This is a genomic window from Bacillus sp. ABP14 (assembly GCF_001831375.1).
Taxonomy (GTDB): Bacteria; Bacillota; Bacilli; order Bacillales; family Bacillaceae_G; genus Bacillus_A; species Bacillus_A paranthracis.
The window spans coordinates 4,773,551-4,793,247 of the sequence record NZ_CP017016.1; the positions used below are offsets into that span (position 1 = coordinate 4,773,551).

Sequence of the window (19,697 nt, forward strand, 5' to 3'; positions counted from 1 at the left end):
CCTCTCCTTGACGGTTTAACTCGGATCTAATCGATATGAAAGCAACTCAAAATCTGGGGTATATACAAATGTACCGTAGATTATTCCATTTCCTTTAATTAAATAATCAATAATGTGATAATCTCCTGGTGCCATTGCTAAATCATCAATTTTATCAAATGTATGCCAACCAATGATGCCTTCTTCGCTCTCTAGTTTGTTTTCTCCTGCAAAATCTGTCGCTAAAAAGGAGAACATCATCCATTCAGAAACAACTTTATCACCTTCTTGGATGACAAAGGTGAAGACCCCCTTTAACGCTGGGTTCTTTAAATAAATACCTGTTTCTTCACGATACTCGCGAACAACGGAATCCCTTACAGTCTCACCACGCTCCATTTTCCCGCCTGGTGCAACCCACCAATTCCGGCGAGGTTTTTGGAGTAAGAGTACTTCATTATCTCTAATTAACACACAGTTTGTCACTCTTTGCATGTTTCTTCACCTCAGCTACTTGCAGCAAATTTCTCACTGCATACTCATTTCATTATACTATCAAAAACAGTTTGCTACAACGAAGGAGCCAGTCCCCCTTCCGCTAAGCACTGCTACTCAACAATTTTAAAAAAGCTTTTTATAACAAGCAATGTAAATGCCTGGACTTTCCGTGAATAGCATGAAAAATCCCCTTAACGACTTTTATCGCCAAGGGGACTCCAGCCCTTACTTCTTACCGAAATAAGTAACAATCGCAAATCCTAAAATAAAGGTAATAATTGAACTTATAATTGAAAATCCTCCAGTTGGAATACCAGGGAACACAATTACAATCGAACCGATAACTAGTCCAATAATTGCCGCAAATGTCATACTTTTATAACGATCTAATAAGAAACTAATTCCTTTACTACTTACAACAAACCCTACCATAACACCAGCACCAATAACTGCGATTAAAGGTAAGTTGAGTGTAGTTAAAGCATTAATTGCTGTTGGATACACACCAATAATTAATAAAATAAATGATCCGCTAATTCCAGGAAGTAACATAGCCATACTAGCCATCCATCCTGCGAAAAATAAACCAATTGCATTTAAAATTGTTAACGTCGTAATTGGATCTGCTGTCTTATCTGGTTTAAAGAAAGCTGTGATCGCAACAAGAATTGCTGCAACGATTAATAAAACAATGTGCTTACCTTTAAACGACGACTTTGCATCAGCTTCTCTCATTAACATCGGTAATATACTAATAATTAAACCGAGAAAGAAAAATTGAGTCGGTTCATAATGATTTGCAAGTAAATATTTAATAACATGACTTAACGTTAAAAACGCTGCTGCCACACCAGCTGCAAGTGGAATTAAAAATCCTAAATGTTTTTTCCATTCACGACTAAAGAATCCGCTAATTGCCGCAAGCAATTGTTCATAAATCCCTAACACAACAGCGATTGTACCGCCGCTCACACCAGGAATTAAATCACTAACGCCCATACAAAATCCACGATATATATTACGCCATTCCATACTGAATAAATTCCTCATTTCTTATAGTGATTTTTTCCGTAAAGTCCAGTATATCAATAAGAAAGCTTATAATCCCAATATTTTTTGACAAAACTTTGACATTTCCACACAAAAAAAGAAGAAAGCTCCTATCGGTAGCTTTCTTCTCAAAAGGTATGTTATCCCTTATTTTTCTGATACAGTTTTTAGTTCTTCTAATAATTCTTCTACGTAATGTTGTGCACTTTGTGCTGCAATACTACCGTCACCTGTTGCAGTTACAATTTGACGTAGCATTTTTTCACGAACATCACCTGCTGCGAAAATACCAGGAACTTTCGTTTCCATACGCTCGTTTGTTTCAAGGTAACCATTTTCATTTGTAATACCTAGTTCAACAAATGGTTTTGATAGTGGTAACATACCGATGTATACGAATACGCCGTCAGTTTTGACTTCTTTCTCTTCTCCACTGTTTACATCTACAAGTGTTACACTTCCTACTTTACCATTTGCTTCGTTAATTTCTTTTATCGTGTGGTTCCAAATAAAGTCTACTTTTTCGTTTTGGAAAGCACGATCTTGTAAAATTTTCTGTGCGCGAAGCGTGTCACGACGGTGAACGATCGTTACTTTTGATGCGAAGCGTGTTAAGAACACACCCTCTTCAACAGCAGAATCTCCGCCGCCAATAACTACAAGTTCTTTACCTTTAAAGAATGCGCCATCACATACCGCACAATATGATACACCGCGGCCGCCAAGTTCTGTTTCACCTGGTACACCGATTTTTTTATACTCTGCACCACTGGCAACGATAATTGCACGTGCTTTATATTCTTTTTTACCAGCAATAATTGTTTTGTATTCTTTACCATCGATGACTTCTTTCACATCACCGTATGCATATTCAGCACCAAATTTCTTCGCATGCTCGAACATTTTATTTGATAAGTCTGGTCCTAAAATAGACTCATAACCTGGGTAGTTTTCTACATCTTCTGTATTTGCCATTTGCCCGCCTGGAATACCACGCTCAAGCATTAATGTGCTTAAATTCGCACGAGATGTATATACTGCAGCTGTCATACCAGCTGGTCCTGCACCAATAATAATGACATCATAAATTTTTTCTTCTGACACACTATTCACTCCTATCCATTCCTACACAATTAAGTTACCCTCATTATACTGTTCGCATCATTTTTTTCCCAATGATTTGCTTATCTATGTGTGCGTACGCTTAACAGCTTGCACATACTTTCGAACAGTCGCTACAGATACATTATACACATCTCCGAGCTCCGACTGTGTCATCTTATTTCCTTGTTCACTGCGTACGATATATTCAACCGCAGCTGACCAGCCGTATACATTTGTAAAAACTGCCCCAGATGTATATAAACGTATGAACGTACAAAACCAAAATTGTAAACACTCTTCGATTAATTCATCATCTTTTTTCGTATAATTGTATAAAGCATCCGCGATTCGCGCGCACTGTTCAAATTGCTGTAAATCAGCTGGAATACTCTTATGGCTATTCAGTAAAAAGAAATACTTTGCAAGTTGCGATACGATTGGAACACCATTCTTCGCCTGCGTTACATCAAAGAAGAATCCAACCTTCTCCGGCGTTGATAATTCATTCATTAAATATAAAGCTAGCATTTGTTCCTCTAGCGTCGCACTTTGCTGGAATGATTTTCGTAATTCTTCAAATAACACATTTTGTCCTTCATCCGCTAAATTCAATGCATTCCACGGTTCTTTTCCCTTTTTATCAGGGTGCAATTCTACAACATGTTGCCACATTTTTTCAGCTACTTGCTGATCTTTCACCATATACGCAGAATATGCAAACCAATAATAGAAACTAACGTCTCCTTCGTATCCTTGACGCTTTAATAATTTGAACCATTTATATGCAGGCTCGAAATGACCAATTGTTGCAAGTGTCGTTCCAAGTTTCAAACGATGTTCAAACGAAATCGGATATACCGAAACTAACTGAGCAGCTAACACCTCTACTTGTTTATGCTCTCCAATTGAATATAGAAAAATAAGCGTATTACAAAGCGCATGTATATTACCAGGATTTTTATCTAAAATCATTTCAGTTAATTTCAGCGCCTTATCTACATTACCAGATTGAAAATGCGCAATGGCTAAATTATTATGCCCCGACCAAAATTCCGGATAGTCTTTCGTAACAATTTCTAATGTAGCAATTGCTTCTTCCAATTGTCCGTTACGAATATAACGATTGGCTTCTTCCTGCATAACAATTAAATCATCTTCATCCTCAATCTCTTCCGCACCCATCGCTTCTTCTTCCATAATTTCAAGTAATTCTAATGTATCTTCAACAAATTCCTTCTCTTCTGCAACTTCTAAATAGCGATCCGCATACTTCTTCGCCTGCTGAAATAGCCCCATATACGCATAATTATTTGCAATAAAATAATAACATTGTTCAAGTTCTGGATTAGATCTAACAAGCTTAAAGAAGGTTTGATTCGACTCTTGATATTCACCAGCCTCAGATAATACTGTTGCTAATTGACATAAAATAAACGGCTCCTTCTCGCTTTGTGCCGCTCTTCGAAAATATTTAATTGCATCTTGCAATTTTTGTCCTTTGTAAGCCCTCATCCCTTTTTTATAAAAGAAGTCCGCTAATTGATTAAAAGAGATAACTTGTCCGTTCTCCTTATATATTCTTTGATTTTTCCCCATATATCCTCCAGTTTTTTGTTTTCTTCGTTCACACATTCTTCTATTTATAAGTATAAACGATTCCGTAAAAAACAAAACAGTATATTATACTCAATTATTTCCTTTTTATTCATTAAAAAAGAAGAGAAATGTTACATTTTTAGCATCAACCTTCTCTAGCATCTATTTCTTCTTTTGTATAAATAACACGCATTGGATTTCCACCTACGAAAGCACCGCTCGGTACATCTTTATGAACGAGTGTGCCAGCTGAAACAATCGCACCATCTCCAATTTTCACACCTGGTAATATAGTCGTATTTGCTCCAATCATCACTTCATTTCCTATAACGATCTCTCCAAGTCGATATTCTCGAATTAAATATTCATGTGCTAAAAGCGTTGTATTATAGCCTATAATCGAATTTTCTCCCACAGTTATCTTTTCCGGGAACATAATGTCTGGCATTACCATAAGCGCAAACGATGTTTTCTTTCCTACTTTCATCCGCAAAAATGTGCGGTATAACCAATTCTTGACCGATAAAAAAGGTGTATAACGTGCAATTTGGATAATAATAAAATTCTTCATTACCTTCCAAAAAGACACTGTTTTATACACGTTCCATAATGAATTTTCTCCTGAAACAGGATAGCGCGTTGTCCGTCGCACTTCACTCGCTCCTCTACTTATCTTTACGAACGATTCATGTCGGACAAAATCGGCAATAAATCACTCATTTTATCTAGCATAAAGTCTGGCTTGTAAGCCTCTAAATACGCTCTACCTTTCAATGTCCATGAAACCGCAGCTGTTTTCGTACCCGCATTTTGTCCGCCAACAATATCATGATGATTATCCCCAACCATCAATGCTTCTTCTGGTTTCGCATTTAATAACTGAAGCGCTTTTTGAAGTGGCTCTGGATGTGGTTTCACATGCTCGACATCATCAATTGTCACAACAACATCAAAAAACTCATCAAGCTTCGATAACTTTAATCCCATCTCAACAGTTTGTCGTGCTTTCGTTGTAACAATACCAACTTTATAACCTTGCTTCTTCAACTCTTGAACTGTTTCATATACAGTTTCATATTCTTCTACTAATTCATCATGATGATCATGGTTAAATTGACGATAGCTCGTAATTAACTCTTCAACCTTACTTTCATCAATCTTGCTGAAAGTATCATGTAAAGATGGACCGATAAATGGCAATACATCCTCACGCTTATATTGATTTGGATAATATGTATGTAAAGTATGTAAAAAAGAAGAAATAATAAGTTCATTTGTATTAATTAATGTTCCATCTAAATCAAATAACACTGTATTTATTTTCATTGCCTTAGTCCTTTCTCTTTCCTGAATATGAAAGAAGCAGCATCTTATAATAAGATGCTACTTTTCTCTAATTTTCTAAATATCTTTTATCAGCTTGCCCCATTTTTCGTCTCACAATAATGAAAATAATAGAAATAACAACAAGTCCAATTGACATTACTTGTGCAATACGAAGTGGCCCTAGCATTAAACTATCTGTACGTAACCCTTCTACGAAGAAGCGTCCTACTGAATACCAAATTAAATATGTGAAGAATAATTCCCCGCGGCGTAAATTTACTTTTCTTAATGCAAGTAATAGAATTACTCCCGCAAAATTCCATAACGATTCATATAAAAACGTCGGGTGGTAGTACACACCATCAATGTACATTTGATTAATAATGAAATCCGGTAAATGAAGGCCTTCTAAAAACTGTCTCGTTACTTCATCACCATGCGCCTCTTGGTTCATAAAGTTTCCCCATCGGCCAATTGCTTGTCCTAGTAAAATACTTGGTGCAGCAATATCCGCCAACTTCCAGAATGAAACCCCGCGACGTTTCGCAAAAAGAATCCCTGTAATAACAGCTCCGATTAAACCACCATGAATCGCCAAACCACCTTGACGAATATTAATAATTTGACTCGGGTTTTGCGCGTAATATTCCCATTCAAAAATAACATAGTACATTCTCGCAAATAGAATAGCGATCGGTACTGCAATTAATACAAGGTCAACAAATGTATCTTTTGGAATACCTAGCCTTTCTCCTTCGCGAGTTGCTAGCCAAAGACCTAATAGCACACCTGTACCGATAATAATCCCGTACCAATAAACAGGAAACGGTCCAAGTTGGATAGCTACGCGGTCAAGCTGTGGTACAGAACCTAACAGCATATGTATGACCTCCCTCTCCAATGTTTACTCCTGATTTCCTAACTCAATCGCACTCATTAATCGTTCTGAGAACTGCTGTGCCGCATTGACTCCCATACGTTTTAAACGGAAGTTCATCGCTGCCACTTCAATAATAACAGCTAAGTTTCGACCAGGACGAACTGGAAGTGTAATCTTCGTAAGTTCTGTATCAATAATCTTCATCTTCTCTTCATCAAGACCTAAGCGATCATAATTTTTCTTTTGATCCCAAATTTCAAGATTAATAACAAGTGTAATACGCTTATAATTTCGCACTGCCCCTGCACCGAATAACGTCATAACGTTAATAATGCCTAGACCACGAATTTCTAATAAATGCTCAATTAAATCTGGTGAGCTTCCGACTAACATGTCTTCATCTTCTTGGCGAATTTCTACACTATCATCCGCAACAAGGCGATGACCACGTTTTACAAGCTCAAGAGCTGTCTCACTTTTACCGACACCACTTTGTCCTGTAATTAAAACACCAACGCCGTAAATATCTACTAACACACCATGAACAGCTGTTGTTGGTGCTAACTTACCTTCTAAATAATTTGTTAAACGACTTGATAATCTCGTTGTCGTTTGAGAAGAGCGTAATAAAGGCATGCCTGATTCACGTGATGCTTGCAGCAACTCATCTGGTACATCTTGATTACGAGTTACAATAATACATGGCGTCTCCTCAGTACAAAGCGCTTTCATTCTCTCTTGTTTTTGCTCTGACGTTAACGTGTCAAAGAACGTTAGCTCCGTCTTCCCAAGAAGCTGCACGCGATCAGCTGGATAATATGTAAAAAATCCTGCCATTTCAATTCCAGGTCGTGATAAATCACTTGTATCAATCGGACGATGAATTCCTTCTTCACCACTTATTAACTCCAATTGAAATTGTTCAATTAAATCTTTTGTCCTTACTTTCGGCATATGTATAAACCTCCACTCCGCTGCGGGTTCAGTCTCATTTGATGTAAAATTCCATTCTACCGGATATTGTACCATTTTTTTCTGGAAACAAGAAATACGGTTTCTAATAAATAGAAAAAAACATTTCATACATATCATGAAATGTTTTTCTTTTTGTCATTTTCTCTTTTTTTCATATAAAGGTTCCACAATTGCCTTTTCAATAATCATATTAAAAATTGAAATACAAATTGCCGCAACGATTGCTACACCGAAACCTGATATATTAAATGCGTCTCCTAATAATGAATCTGCTATTTTTAACGTAATCGCATTAATAACAATTAAGAAGAAACCGAAAGTTACAACAGTAATTGGTAGCGTAATTAAAATTAAAAACGGTTTTACAAACACATTTAAAACAGCCAAAATAATACTCGCAATAATTGCAGTTTGTATATTTGCTACGTAAAACGCGTCTGGTGCAATCCCTTTTAAAAGTCCCGATACAGCGATTAACACAACGCTATTTACAAGAAGTGATACAATCCATCTCATTTTCTTACACATCCTTTTAAACATATATATTTCATCATACGCTAATAGACAATAAACGCAAGTATCATACGGACACTTATATCAACTTATTCTACTCTTCATGCTTGTATACCTACTAACAATTCTTTGCGAAATAAGGCCCACACCATCTATGCTCATGCGTTTTCAAAAAGGTCCAAGTGAAATCTTTATCTACAATATAGATATCCCCTTTATACATATTATCCGTCTCACACAATATATCATCCATATGTAATAAACTCGCATCCTTTATTAACAGTACCTCATCACAGTGTTGATAGAAGATGTAGCACTCCTTTTTCACTTCATTATGAAACGCGTTTTCCGCTTCTTCTCCCTCTAAACACTTCTTTTTCTTCATCATTTAAATGATTTGCCAAATAATCCTCACAGCGCTTCTGAAAATATACACCCCAATTTTGAAACTCTCTTACCTTCATATTTTTCTTTCTTAAAACATCTATAAACTCCATGTTCTCCCCCTATGCACAAAAAACCGAGTGTCATTGCCACTCGGTTTTTCGTAATCCCCTTATTGTGATAACTCTACTTCTTTTATTCTCTCTTTCATTCTTGCTTTATCACGATTTAAAATCTCTTTTAAATACTTACCTGTATATGAGCGCTCTTCTTTCACTACTTGCTCTGGCGTTCCAGAAGCAACAATTTGTCCACCTTTGTCTCCGCCCTCTGGTCCAAGGTCAACGATATAATCCGCTGTTTTAATTACATCTAAATTATGTTCAATTACAAGTACTGTCTCACCGCTCTCAACAAGACGTTGCAGCACTTCTAGAAGACGTGCGATATCATGCGCATGTAAACCAGTCGTTGGCTCATCTAAAATATATAGTGTACGTCCTGTAGAACGACGGTGTAATTCAGAAGCTAGCTTCACGCGCTGTGCTTCACCACCAGATAACGTCGTTGCTGGCTGGCCTAATTTCATATAACCAAGTCCAACGTCTACAAGTGTTTGAAGTTTACGCTTAATTTTTGGGATATTAGCGAAGAACTCTACTCCGTCTTCAATCGTCATCCCCAACACTTCAGAAATATTTTTATCTTTATATTTCACTTCTAACGTTTCACGGTTGTAACGTTTACCGTGACAAACTTCACACGGAACGTATACGTCTGGTAAGAAGTGCATTTCGATTTTTATAATTCCATCACCACGGCACGCTTCACAACGTCCACCTTTTACGTTAAAGCTGAAACGCCCTTTTTGATATCCGCGCACTTTCGCTTCATTCGTTTGGGCAAACACATCACGAATATCATCGAATACACCTGTATATGTTGCTGGATTAGAACGTGGTGTACGCCCGATTGGCGATTGATCAATATCGATTACTTTATCTAAATGCTCAAGACCTTTAATTTCTTTATGAGTACCTGGCTTCGCTTTCGCTTTATATAACTTTTGCGCTAACGATTTATATAGTACTTCATTAATCATCGTACTTTTACCTGATCCAGATACACCCGTTACCGCTACAAACGTACCAAGCGGGAATGACATTTTCGCGTTCTTTAAATTATTCTCTTTTGCACCAACAATCTCCACTTTACGTCCATCACCTTTACGTCTTTCAAGTGGAACTGGAATAAACTCTTTACCGCTTAAATACTTCCCTGTTAGTGAATTCTCATCTTGCATCACTTCAGCTGGTGTACCCGCTGATACGACTTGTCCACCGTGAATACCTGCGCCAGGCCCGATATCAAGTAAATAATCAGCAGCCATCATCGTATCTTCATCATGTTCAACAACGATTAACGTATTACCTAAATCACGCATTTCTTGCAATGTACGAATAAGACGATCGTTATCGCGCTGATGCAAACCGATAGAAGGCTCATCAAGAATGTAAAGCACCCCAGTAAGACGAGAACCAATTTGCGTTGCTAAACGAATACGTTGCGCCTCACCACCTGATAAAGTTCCTGCGGCACGACTTAACGTTAAATAATCTAAACCAACGTTCACTAAGAACCCAACGCGCTCCTGAATTTCTCTTAAAATTAAATGAGCAATTTTTTGTTGTTTCTCTGTTAGCTCCACACTTGAGAAGAATTCCTGTACTTCTTGAACAGAATATTTCGTTACATCAGCAATCGTTTTTCCGCCGACGAAAACAGCTAAACTCTCAGGCTTTAAACGTCCACCTTTACACTTCGGACAAGCTTGCTCTGCCATATACTTTTCCATTTGCTCACGAACATAATCAGAACTCGTTTCACGATAACGACGTTCAATATTTGGAATAACACCTTCAAATAAAATCTCATTTTCCTTTACTTGACCAAATTCATTTACATAGCGGAAATAAACTTTCTCTTCACCGCTCCCGTACAATACTTTATCAAATAAATCTTTCGGTATATCTTTCACAGGCACATCCATATCAACGCCGTAATGATTACATACAGATTGTAAAAGCTGTGGGTAATATTGTGAGCTTGTCGGTTCCCAAGGCGCAATCGCATGTTCCTTTAACGATAAATCCCAGTTCGGGATAACAAGCTCTAAATCTACCTCTAGCTTTGAACCAAGTCCATCACAAGAAGGACATGCTCCGAACGGACTATTGAATGAGAACATACGCGGCTCTAATTCTCCAATTGAAAAACCACAATGCGGGCAAGCATGATGTTCACTAAATAGAAGTTCCTCTTCTCCCATTACATCGATTAACACACGGCCTCCGCCAAGCTTCAATGCACTTTCAAGTGAATCCGCAAGGCGGCTTGCCATCCCTTCTTTTACAACAATACGGTCAATGACAACTTCAATGGAATGCTTCTTATTTTTATCTAACGCAATATCTTCAGATACATCAAGCATTTCACCATCAACACGTACACGAACATATCCTTGCTTCTTAATATCTTCAAGTACTTTCACATGTGCACCTTTACGCCCAGAAACGATAGGAGCTAACACTTGTAATTTCGTACGTTCAGGATATTCAAGAACACGGTCTACCATCTGCTCTACTGTTTGTGATGTAATTTCAATTCCATGATTCGGACAAATTGGCGTACCAATTCGCGCAAATAATAAACGTAAATAATCATAAATCTCCGTTACCGTTCCAACAGTTGAACGTGGATTACGACTCGTCGTTTTTTGATCGATTGAAATCGCTGGTGACAATCCTTCAATCGTGTCCACATCCGGTTTATCCATTTGTCCTAAAAACTGGCGCGCATACGCAGATAACGATTCTACGTATCTGCGCTGCCCTTCTGCATAAATCGTATCAAATGCTAATGATGATTTCCCCGAACCAGACAATCCCGTTACAACGACAAGCTGATTTCTCGGAATGGTTACATCAATATTTTTTAAGTTATGTGCTCTAGCACCTTTTACAACGATAAAATCCTTGCTCTTACTCACTTTTTTCACCCTTCCGCTTTTAATTCTAATAGTAAATCTCTTAGTTCAGCTGCACGCTCGAAGTCTAACGCTTTTGCTGCTTCTTTCATCTCTGCTTCCATCTTCGCAATTGTCTTTTCACGCTCTTTTTTCGTCATCTTCTTAGCTGGCGTTGCTTCATACGTTTCCGTTTCTTCAGCAGCTGTCGTTGCACGAATTACATCACGCACACCTTTTTGAATCGTTTTCGGCGTAATACCATGCTCTTCATTGTAAGCTTCTTGTATACTACGACGACGCTTCGTTTCTTCAATCGCAATTCCCATCGATCTCGTTATACGATCTGCGTACATAATAACGCGGCCGTTTTCATTACGTGCTGCACGGCCAATTGTTTGAATTAATGAACGTTCTGAACGTAAGAACCCTTCCTTATCCGCATCTAATATCGCTACAAGCGATACTTCTGGAATATCTAATCCTTCTCGCAATAAGTTAATACCAACAAGAACATCAAACTTACCAAGGCGAAGATCTCGTATAATTTCAATACGTTCTAACGTTTTCACTTCAGAATGCAGGTAATTCACCTTAATTCCTACATCTTTTAAGTAGTCTGTTAAATCCTCTGACATCTTCTTCGTTAAAGTTGTAATTAATACACGTTCATTTTTTGCAATGCGATCTTGAATCTCTCCTAATAGATCGTCAATCTGCCCTTCAATTGGTCGTATATCAATTGGCGGATCTAAAAGCCCTGTTGGGCGAATAATTTGTTCTATTACTTCTGGCGACTGCTCTAATTCATACGGCCCTGGTGTTGCTGAAACGTAAATAACTTGATTCGTTTTCTCTTCAAACTCATCAAATGTGAGCGGTCTATTATCTAAAGCTGATGGCAGACGGAATCCATGATCCACAAGCACTTGCTTACGCGCTTGGTCCCCGTTATACATCGCTCTTACTTGCGGCACTGATACGTGCGACTCATCCATAACGATTAAGAAATCTTCCGGGAAATAGTCTAATAGCGTATACGGCGTTGCACCCGCCGGACGAAGTGTTAAATGGCGGGAATAGTTTTCAATTCCTGAACAAAAGCCCATCTCGCGCATCATTTCTAAATCATAACGTGTACGCTGTTCTATACGCTGCGCTTCTAACAACTTACCGTTATCATTTAATTCCTTTAAACGCTCTTCTAATTCTTTTTCGATATTTTCAATAGCGACCTTCATCTTTTCTTCACGTGTAACGAAGTGAGATGCTGGGAAAATTGCTACATGATCACGTTCTGCTAATACTTCTCCCGTTAACGCATTTACTTCGCGAATACGATCAATTTCATCGCCGAAAAACTCAATTCGAATACAATGCTCGTCAAGTGATGCCGGGAAGATTTCAACTACATCTCCGCGCACACGGAATGTACCACGCTTGAAATCAATATCATTACGTCCATACTGCACATCAACAAGTTCACGAAGCAATTGATTGCGGTCCTTTTCCATACCAACTCGAAGTGAAACAACTAACTCGCGGTATTCTTCTGGAGAACCTAAACCATATATACACGAAACACTCGCAACGATAATTACATCATCCCGTTCAAATAATGCAGACGTTGCCGAGTGACGCAATTTATCAATTTCATCATTAATCTGCGCATCTTTTTCAATAAACGTATCTGTTTGTGGTACATACGCTTCTGGCTGATAATAATCGTAGTAACTAACAAAATATTCAACTGCATTATTCGGGAAAAAGTCTTTCAACTCACTATATAACTGCCCTGCTAACGTTTTATTATGAGCCATGACAAGTGTTGGCTTTTGCACTTCTTTAATGACATTTGAAATCGTAAATGTCTTACCCGTTCCTGTTGCTCCAAGCAACACTTGCTTTTTCTTTCCACTATTAATTCCCTCTACAAGCTTCTCTATAGCTACCGGCTGATCACCTTGCGGGGAATACGCTGAGACAATTTCAAATTGACGTTCCAAGAAAATCCGACCTCCTCATAAAAATCTGTATTATTATTTTACCACGAATGCCTATAAAAAACCTAAAAAAACGAACAGATATTCGGTAAAGTTTTCGACAATATATACATAGAAAAAGGAAGGAGTCAAAACTTCCTTCCTCTACTAACTCTACTTTTTAGGTACATATAATAAATCATATCCATTGCGCCCATCTTCATTCGTACAATCTATTAGCCTATAAGTGGTTCCTGATTCGTGCTGGTCTTTAACAATACTTTTACAACGATCTTTATATAACCCTTTATTATCACCGGCAAATTGGTCTTTTCTATTGTCTGATACATAAAGTATATCGTTCTTATTACGCTCTAACGTTTGAAAAATCAGGTCACCTTCATGGGTATACTGTACAATTCTTATTTTATCAACTTTCCCTTGATCAATATTCAAAACGAACCTTTCAAATTTATCTAGATTGAACGTTCCTGTTCTCTTTACAATGACATCATTCTGCTTATCAATTTCAATGTTAGGTTGTGAGCATGCTACTAAACTAAAGAGAAATAGACATATAAAACCAGTTCTTTTTCCTATTGCCATCCTCTCCTATAAAAATTATTTGTATACCCAAAAGCTACTTTCAACTATGAAAGTAGCTTCTCTTTCCCTTTCTCCTTCTTCGGAAAAAGAACATATGAAAATGAAATAACTGTATCCACTAAAAGTATAATCGCCCAAACTTGGCTAACCCGACTCGCTGCTTTATTTAAAACAATTCCCGTTTCTAACCAATTACGCCATTGTTCAACCGGGGCAAGACCGTACAGAAAGAAAAAGAAAATATGCACAACAACAAACAAACTAAGGTGCAATACCCAATTTTTTATTTCCTGCTTCGCATAAGCCATACCTGTTAATTCTACCTGTTCTTCTATAATAGGCGCCGGCTCATCCCTCCATTTCGCAACTAGCTTTTGCGCAAATATATCAAGCTTCTTCAAATCCTTTTTCCCGTAAAAGACTGCATACAATAAAATGATTACAGTAATGATTTGAAAGTTAGAGAACTTTCCTGTTTGATAGTAATCCACTACTCCTAAAGTTAAAATAAACACTTCATTTATGAGTAGTACAATCCCCATAATAAAACTCGCCTTTTTCAAACGAAATCCGTAACGGAGTAAAAAGAAACCGATAGCCGCTAACCAAAATACAATCTCTGCCCCAATTAAAAAATACCAACGATATTCTGCAAGTATACTCATTTATCCTTCTCCTTTTCATCATATATACGAAAAGCTTCATCCATATATAATAAAAGTTCTTCTTCAATTGGATACATGCTCATTTTCTGTGAATCTTCCTTCGATTTTCTAACTTCCCATAACTTATCTAAAAATGCTTCATCACCATTGGCCATTTCTAAACACTTCTGCATTAATCTCTTCGTTGCCCCTTGTACCTCATCATTTGCAGCTTCTTTACCATCTTTCATAAAAGTACGAAATTGCTTTAATAAATCTACCCACTCTAAAACATTCGGATCTTCTTCACTCATATTTGGCAAATTATGAAGCAATTTTTGTTCTTCCTTTGAAAACACTTCATTTTGAAATATTTCACGTATACGAGAAGACTGTTTCGAAAGCTGAATCAGTTCAAACATAACTTTCCAATCAAGTTCACCCTCCACATCTACCGAATAAACAACTGCTTGTAAAACACGCTCCATTCGATTAAATTTCTCTTGTTCTTCCTGTACAAACCGAAGTTGTTTTTCAAGCGAATTTTTTAAATCGAGCTCACCTTTTACTAACATATTCGCAGTTTCTTTTAATGAAAATCCCATTTCCTTTAAAAACAAAATTTGTTGCAAACGAATAACGTCCGCTTCACTATATAACCGATGTCCACCCTCTGTTTTACCACTCGGCTTTAATAAATCTATTTGATCATAATAACGTAATGTGCGTACTGTTATCCCTGTTTCTCTCGTCAATTGTTGAATTGAAATCACTACCATCACCTCTTCTCCTTCATTATAAAAGATGACGTTACGTAACTTTCAAGTGTTTTGTAAAAAAAATACAAAAGGCTGTTTATACACTTCGTATAAACAGCCTTTACGGAAATAACCCCTTTTGCACAGCACGACCACAAAATAAAATAAGTGCCCCAACAACAACACTCGTTGCTGTTTTATGATAATGAGCTGAAACTAATAAATAATACGATAAACCTACAGTACCAAGCATAATACAAATACTCGGCACTGGATTATGAGAGAAGTTCTGCACTCCCCAAAACAAAGCAAAAATAGCCGTAGCGACACATAATACCGGTAATCCCATCCCAGTTCCCCTTTTTCTATCTATTCCTTGTTGCTAACACGCTCGTCGATGCCATACTTATTAATAGACCAAAAATAGCAATATATAATAACTCATTTACATGTACTACTGGCCTGTCTAAATACTTATTTACACAAAGATACATAATGAACAAGAAAACGAAGCTTGTCATACTAATCGTAAAATATGACTTCATCTTGTTCACAACTCGCTCATCAATCGACGGTATTCCCTCTTCTTTCAAACGCTTCTGTTCTCTATATTCCGCAATGCCATATAAAATGACTAGTGCTACATTCGATATGAAAATAGTTCTCCACGAAATACTTAACATCATTAAGCTCACGTTTAAAACAAGCCCCGCTAAAAACAAACTTCCTATGAATCGTATAACCTCTTGCTTACTCATACACGATCAACCTCTTTACCATTTCTATATCTCCATTTCGGCCAATAGTTCACAAAGAAATAAACAAACTGCCCTAGTACAAATAACACAAACGGCATACCAGCACTTCCATAAACGATTAAATTGTACAAACTCCATATGGCTAAACTAATCGCTAAAAACAATCCTAAATATTTAAACGCTTTATCTGACTGAAATCTCTCAAACTCCTCCTGCATTTTTCATTCCTCCTATCGCTATGCTCGTTTTCCTATCATCACTCCTATGATGAGACTACCTGCAAATAAGGAACTACATATTATAAATATCTCTTGCACAGGTATAACAGCCCTGCCTATTGCTTTACTCGCAGCAATATAAACAATAAGCAAAAGAAATGCGAATACAAATGAGACGTTTACATGCTTCTTTATATTTTCATTTACTCGCTCATCTATATCGGGAAGTTCCTCTTCTTTGTACTTACGCTTTTTGTAATTTGTATAAAACACTAAAAATACAATCGCTAAAATGTTACTAACTACGAGCGGTAAAATTGGTATAGCCGGATTCATAATATGAACTATAATGTCTCCCAAAAACAATCCAAAAGTCGCACCGATCAATAACTTTTTCGTATCGTTCATTTTTCCTCCCCTTACTCTAGCGTAAATATTTCTTCCACCTTCACTCCAAAATATTTGGCGATTTTTAAGGATAACTCTAGACTCGGATTGTAATGATGGTTTTCAATCGCCACAATTGTCTGCCGCGTCACCTGCATCGCTTTTGCCATTTCAACTTGCGTTATATGATGCTGCTTTCTTAATTCTTTAATTTTATTTTTTACACCCATAGGCTCCACCTTCAAAAGTAAAGATATCTTTACTTGAATTATAAATATTTTCCAGTTGCAAGTAAAGATATCTTTACAAATTTTAGAAAAACATTTCACTGAACATCTTTTCTAACAAAGTACAGGGGGAATTAAATTTATATTAGCGATTTCCTAAATATATCAGCGCAACTGAAATTATATCAGCGATTTTCCAAATATATCGACTTACCGACAAATACCAAAATCCGTAGCAAAATAAGCATAAGAAAAAGCTGTCCCCAAATACCTTCGGGAACAGCTTTCTCCTTTACTACATAAGCCCTAACACATATACAAGAACGTATCCAAGAACCGATAAGCAAACCGAACCGATCAGCCCTGCGACGAATGCTTTGCTTCCTAACTTCCGGAACGTTTTAAACTCTACATTTAAACCAAGCCCCGCCATCGCCATTGCGATAAGCATGTAAGCGATGACTACAATATATCCCGCAACAACTTCTGGAATCACGCCAAGAGAATGCACCGCACTCATCGCTAAAAATCCGAAAATGAACCACGGAATTGGAAGGTCGCGCCATGATCTTTTTTCCTTGCTTCCCCCACTCTTACCAAACCATAATCCAATTAAAATCGCTACTGGTACAAGCATTGCAACGCGCGTTAACTTCACGATAACTGCGATGTCTACAGCCGCGCTTCCTCCTGGCGCCGCAGCTGCGATGACATGAGCAATTTCATGCAGCGTGGCCCCTGAGAATACACCGTAACCGTATGGAGATAGGCCAAGTACTGGATATAATAACGTATAAATAAGTGTAAATATCGTACCTAAAATTGCAATGATTGCAGCCCCAACTGCCGTTTCATCATCTTTTGCTTTCACTTGCGGCGCAATTGCCACGACCGCTGCCGCGCCGCAAATTGCTGTCCCGCATGCTGTTAAAATCCCAAGTTTCTTTTCTACCTTAAATACTTTCGTTAGTCCATATACAACGAAAATCGTAAATGCAATAACAACCGCAGCGATAACCAATACTTTCGGTCCCGCCTTCGCAATATCAACAAGATTTAATCGCATTCCAAGTAGGATGATCCCAAAGCGCAGCAACTTCTTACTCGCAAAATTCGTCCCTGCAATCGCATCATGAGGGACTCCAATTGCCGCACGCCAAACCATCCCAATTAGAATAGCAATTACTAATTGTCCCATAATATTTAAAAATGGAAGCTCCGCTAAATATTTCGCCACGATTGCGATTAATAATGTAATCCCAATCCCTTGCGAAAATCCAAAACGCTTCTTCTTTTGTATAACAAGTGTTTGTTCCACTTTGAACCACTCCAATAATCATATTGGAACATGCATGTTCTTTCTACTTACATTATAAGAGAGTTTCTATAATAAGTTTAATACCAATACCAAATCTCTATCATCAGAAATACTTATGATAAGATGATAGAAAAAGAAAGGAGCAGATGATATGAACGTAGACATTTTAAAAATTTTTGTTACGGTTGTTGAACAGAAACACTTCTCTCGTGCAGCAGAATTATTAAACCTTTCACAGCCTGGCGTAAGTATGCACATTCGCAACTTAGAAAACGAATTTGGAACTACACTCATTCAGCGATCCCCGAAGCACGTTCAAGTGACCGAGGCCGGAAACATATTATATATACACGCAAAGCAAATGCTCTCTCTTTACGAAGATGCCAAACAAGAAATTAACGAACTACATAACGTTGTAACAGGAACGCTTCGCATCGGTGCTAGTTTTACAATTGGCGAATACTTACTTCCAAAAATACTCGCTAACTATGCGAATGAAAATCCGCACGTCGAAGTCCATACTTTTATTTCAAATACAGAAGACGTCTTGCAAAGTCTTCGATCTAATCAAATTGATATCGGCTTAGTGGAGGGGCAAGTCGTATACGCCGACGTTGACGTTGAAACATTTATGCAAGATGAAATGAAACTCGTCGTCCCGCCAAATCATCCACTGCTCGACACAAAGGAAGTGAATGAAAGGACACTCCAAGATCAAGTGTGGGTATTAAGAGAAAGTGGTTCTGGAACACGTGCTTATAGCGATCGCTTTATTCATCAACACCATTTAAAAATGAAACGATTCTTTACCTTTAGTAGTATCCAAAGCGTAAAGGAAGCTGTCGCTGCCGGGCTTGGCATCGCTATCCTTTCTGATTGGACTGTACGGAAAGAGCTACTGGCAAAAGAACTATTCCACGTCGAAGTTCCAAATGAACAACTCATCCGTCCATTCTCCATCGTGCGCGGCAAATATTTTATTCCGTCTAAAGCTATTCAAGTGTTTTTAAATCATGTAGATTACTTTGCGAAAAAACAGAGTTGACCTTCACATTAGTGTGAAGGTTTACAATACATGTAAAAGGAGTGAAACGCATTGCGAATTGGGGAGTTATCAAAAGAAACTGGCGTAAGCGAAAGGTCACTAAGACATTACGAAGAAAAGGGATTGCTCCCTTCGAAGCGCCTCGCAAATGGCTATCGTGATTTTGACGAAAGTGCCATCGAAAAAGTGGAGCTTATTCAAATGTACTTACAAATTGGCTTAAATTTAGAAGAGACGGCAAGGATGCTGCGCTGCCTTGAAATTGAACCGCACTTATACGACAATCCGTGCAGCAGCATCCTTACGCTTTATGAAGATAAACTTAATGAAGTAACAAAGCAAATCTCATTGCTTTCCAATATTCAAACGAATTTGCAAAAACACGTTTCACTCCTAAAACAAGCAAAAGAAAAGGGATGATGAC

Annotated in this window: 22 protein-coding genes and 1 pseudogene; 2 read left to right on the top strand and 21 right to left on the bottom strand. The window is 37.7% G+C overall.

Annotation, left to right across the window (positions count from 1 at the left end; all coding sequences use genetic code 11):
- Positions 1 to 15: 15 nt before the first annotated feature.
- The 21 genes and pseudogenes from BGI23_RS25035 to BGI23_RS25135 form a co-directional block, all read right to left on the bottom strand.
- The gene (locus BGI23_RS25035; RefSeq protein ID WP_001190080.1) at positions 16 to 474 is read right to left on the bottom strand and encodes an NUDIX hydrolase; all 459 of its coding nucleotides are present in this window, start codon (positions 472 to 474) and stop codon (positions 16 to 18) included.
- Positions 475 to 702: 228 nt separating this feature from the next.
- Complete coding sequence (locus tag BGI23_RS25040) at positions 703 to 1,509, bottom strand: DUF368 domain-containing protein (protein ID WP_000455203.1); 807 nt, start codon at positions 1,507 to 1,509, stop codon at positions 703 to 705.
- Between the two features lie 165 nt (positions 1,510 to 1,674).
- Complete coding sequence (trxB, locus tag BGI23_RS25045; RefSeq protein WP_001288072.1) at positions 1,675 to 2,631, bottom strand: thioredoxin-disulfide reductase; 957 nt, start codon at positions 2,629 to 2,631, stop codon at positions 1,675 to 1,677.
- 84 nt (positions 2,632 to 2,715) lie between these two features.
- Positions 2,716 to 4,227, bottom strand: coding sequence for a tetratricopeptide repeat protein (locus BGI23_RS25050; RefSeq protein WP_070807160.1), 1,512 nt, complete (start codon positions 4,225 to 4,227; stop codon positions 2,716 to 2,718).
- A 145-nt stretch (positions 4,228 to 4,372) separates the two neighbouring features.
- The gene (locus BGI23_RS25055) at positions 4,373 to 4,879 is read right to left on the bottom strand and encodes an acyltransferase (protein WP_070807161.1); all 507 of its coding nucleotides are present in this window, start codon (positions 4,877 to 4,879) and stop codon (positions 4,373 to 4,375) included.
- Positions 4,880 to 4,902: 23 nt separating this feature from the next.
- Positions 4,903 to 5,553, bottom strand: coding sequence for a pyrophosphatase PpaX (gene ppaX, locus BGI23_RS25060; RefSeq protein WP_070807162.1), 651 nt, complete (start codon positions 5,551 to 5,553; stop codon positions 4,903 to 4,905).
- Positions 5,554 to 5,620: 67 nt separating this feature from the next.
- Entirely contained in the window at positions 5,621 to 6,433 is an 813-nt protein-coding gene (lgt, locus tag BGI23_RS25065) for a prolipoprotein diacylglyceryl transferase (RefSeq protein ID WP_000924232.1), read from the bottom strand.
- Between the two features lie 24 nt (positions 6,434 to 6,457).
- Complete coding sequence (gene hprK / locus BGI23_RS25070; protein WP_001127250.1) at positions 6,458 to 7,387, bottom strand: HPr(Ser) kinase/phosphatase; 930 nt, start codon at positions 7,385 to 7,387, stop codon at positions 6,458 to 6,460.
- A gap of 156 nt (positions 7,388 to 7,543) precedes the next feature.
- Positions 7,544 to 7,924, bottom strand: a complete 381-nt coding sequence (locus BGI23_RS25075) for a phage holin family protein (protein WP_001267308.1) — start codon at positions 7,922 to 7,924, stop codon at positions 7,544 to 7,546.
- Positions 7,925 to 8,039: 115 nt separating this feature from the next.
- Positions 8,040 to 8,418 (bottom strand): annotated as a pseudogene (locus BGI23_RS25080) (DUF4275 family protein).
- Positions 8,419 to 8,477: 59 nt separating this feature from the next.
- Entirely contained in the window at positions 8,478 to 11,354 is a 2,877-nt protein-coding gene (gene uvrA / locus BGI23_RS25085; RefSeq protein WP_070807163.1) for an excinuclease ABC subunit UvrA, read from the bottom strand.
- 5 nt (positions 11,355 to 11,359) lie between these two features.
- Positions 11,360 to 13,336, bottom strand: a complete 1,977-nt coding sequence (gene uvrB, locus BGI23_RS25090) for an excinuclease ABC subunit B (protein ID WP_000441048.1) — start codon at positions 13,334 to 13,336, stop codon at positions 11,360 to 11,362.
- A 150-nt stretch (positions 13,337 to 13,486) separates the two neighbouring features.
- The gene (locus BGI23_RS25095; RefSeq protein WP_070807164.1) at positions 13,487 to 13,918 is read right to left on the bottom strand and encodes a DUF4362 domain-containing protein; all 432 of its coding nucleotides are present in this window, start codon (positions 13,916 to 13,918) and stop codon (positions 13,487 to 13,489) included.
- A gap of 44 nt (positions 13,919 to 13,962) precedes the next feature.
- Positions 13,963 to 14,583 carry a hypothetical protein gene (locus tag BGI23_RS25100; protein WP_070807165.1) on the bottom strand — a complete coding sequence of 207 codons (621 nt, stop codon included), beginning with the start codon at positions 14,581 to 14,583 and terminating at the stop codon, positions 13,963 to 13,965.
- Positions 14,580 to 15,341, bottom strand: coding sequence for a MerR family transcriptional regulator (locus BGI23_RS25105; RefSeq protein WP_070807166.1), 762 nt, complete (start codon positions 15,339 to 15,341; stop codon positions 14,580 to 14,582). Before BGI23_RS25105 ends, BGI23_RS25100 begins: the two co-directional genes overlap by 4 nt.
- A gap of 100 nt (positions 15,342 to 15,441) precedes the next feature.
- Positions 15,442 to 15,669, bottom strand: a complete 228-nt coding sequence (locus tag BGI23_RS25110) for a hypothetical protein (protein ID WP_070807167.1) — start codon at positions 15,667 to 15,669, stop codon at positions 15,442 to 15,444.
- 16 nt (positions 15,670 to 15,685) lie between these two features.
- Entirely contained in the window at positions 15,686 to 16,078 is a 393-nt protein-coding gene (locus BGI23_RS25115; RefSeq protein ID WP_070807168.1) for an ATPase, read from the bottom strand.
- Positions 16,075 to 16,296 (bottom strand): hypothetical protein, encoded by a 222-nt coding sequence (locus BGI23_RS25120; RefSeq protein ID WP_070807169.1) that lies wholly within the window; start codon positions 16,294 to 16,296, stop codon positions 16,075 to 16,077. Before BGI23_RS25120 ends, BGI23_RS25115 begins: the two co-directional genes overlap by 4 nt.
- A gap of 18 nt (positions 16,297 to 16,314) precedes the next feature.
- Complete coding sequence (locus BGI23_RS25125) at positions 16,315 to 16,704, bottom strand: hypothetical protein (RefSeq protein ID WP_044790924.1); 390 nt, start codon at positions 16,702 to 16,704, stop codon at positions 16,315 to 16,317.
- A gap of 11 nt (positions 16,705 to 16,715) precedes the next feature.
- Positions 16,716 to 16,913 (bottom strand): helix-turn-helix transcriptional regulator, encoded by a 198-nt coding sequence (locus BGI23_RS25130; protein WP_000538359.1) that lies wholly within the window; start codon positions 16,911 to 16,913, stop codon positions 16,716 to 16,718.
- Between the two features lie 292 nt (positions 16,914 to 17,205).
- Positions 17,206 to 18,228: a YeiH family protein gene (locus tag BGI23_RS25135; RefSeq protein WP_070807170.1), complete on the bottom strand. Its 1,023-nt coding sequence runs from the start codon at positions 18,226 to 18,228 to the stop codon at positions 17,206 to 17,208.
- A 151-nt stretch (positions 18,229 to 18,379) separates the two neighbouring features.
- Here BGI23_RS25135 and BGI23_RS25140 point away from each other — a divergent pair, with 151 nt between their 5' ends.
- Together BGI23_RS25140 and BGI23_RS25145 are read left to right on the top strand one after the other, a co-directional pair.
- Complete coding sequence (locus tag BGI23_RS25140) at positions 18,380 to 19,273, top strand: LysR family transcriptional regulator (protein ID WP_070807171.1); 894 nt, start codon at positions 18,380 to 18,382, stop codon at positions 19,271 to 19,273.
- Positions 19,274 to 19,324: 51 nt separating this feature from the next.
- Positions 19,325 to 19,693 carry a MerR family transcriptional regulator gene (locus BGI23_RS25145; protein WP_001219202.1) on the top strand — a complete coding sequence of 123 codons (369 nt, stop codon included), beginning with the start codon at positions 19,325 to 19,327 and terminating at the stop codon, positions 19,691 to 19,693.
- The last annotated feature ends 4 nt before the right edge of the window (positions 19,694 to 19,697 follow it).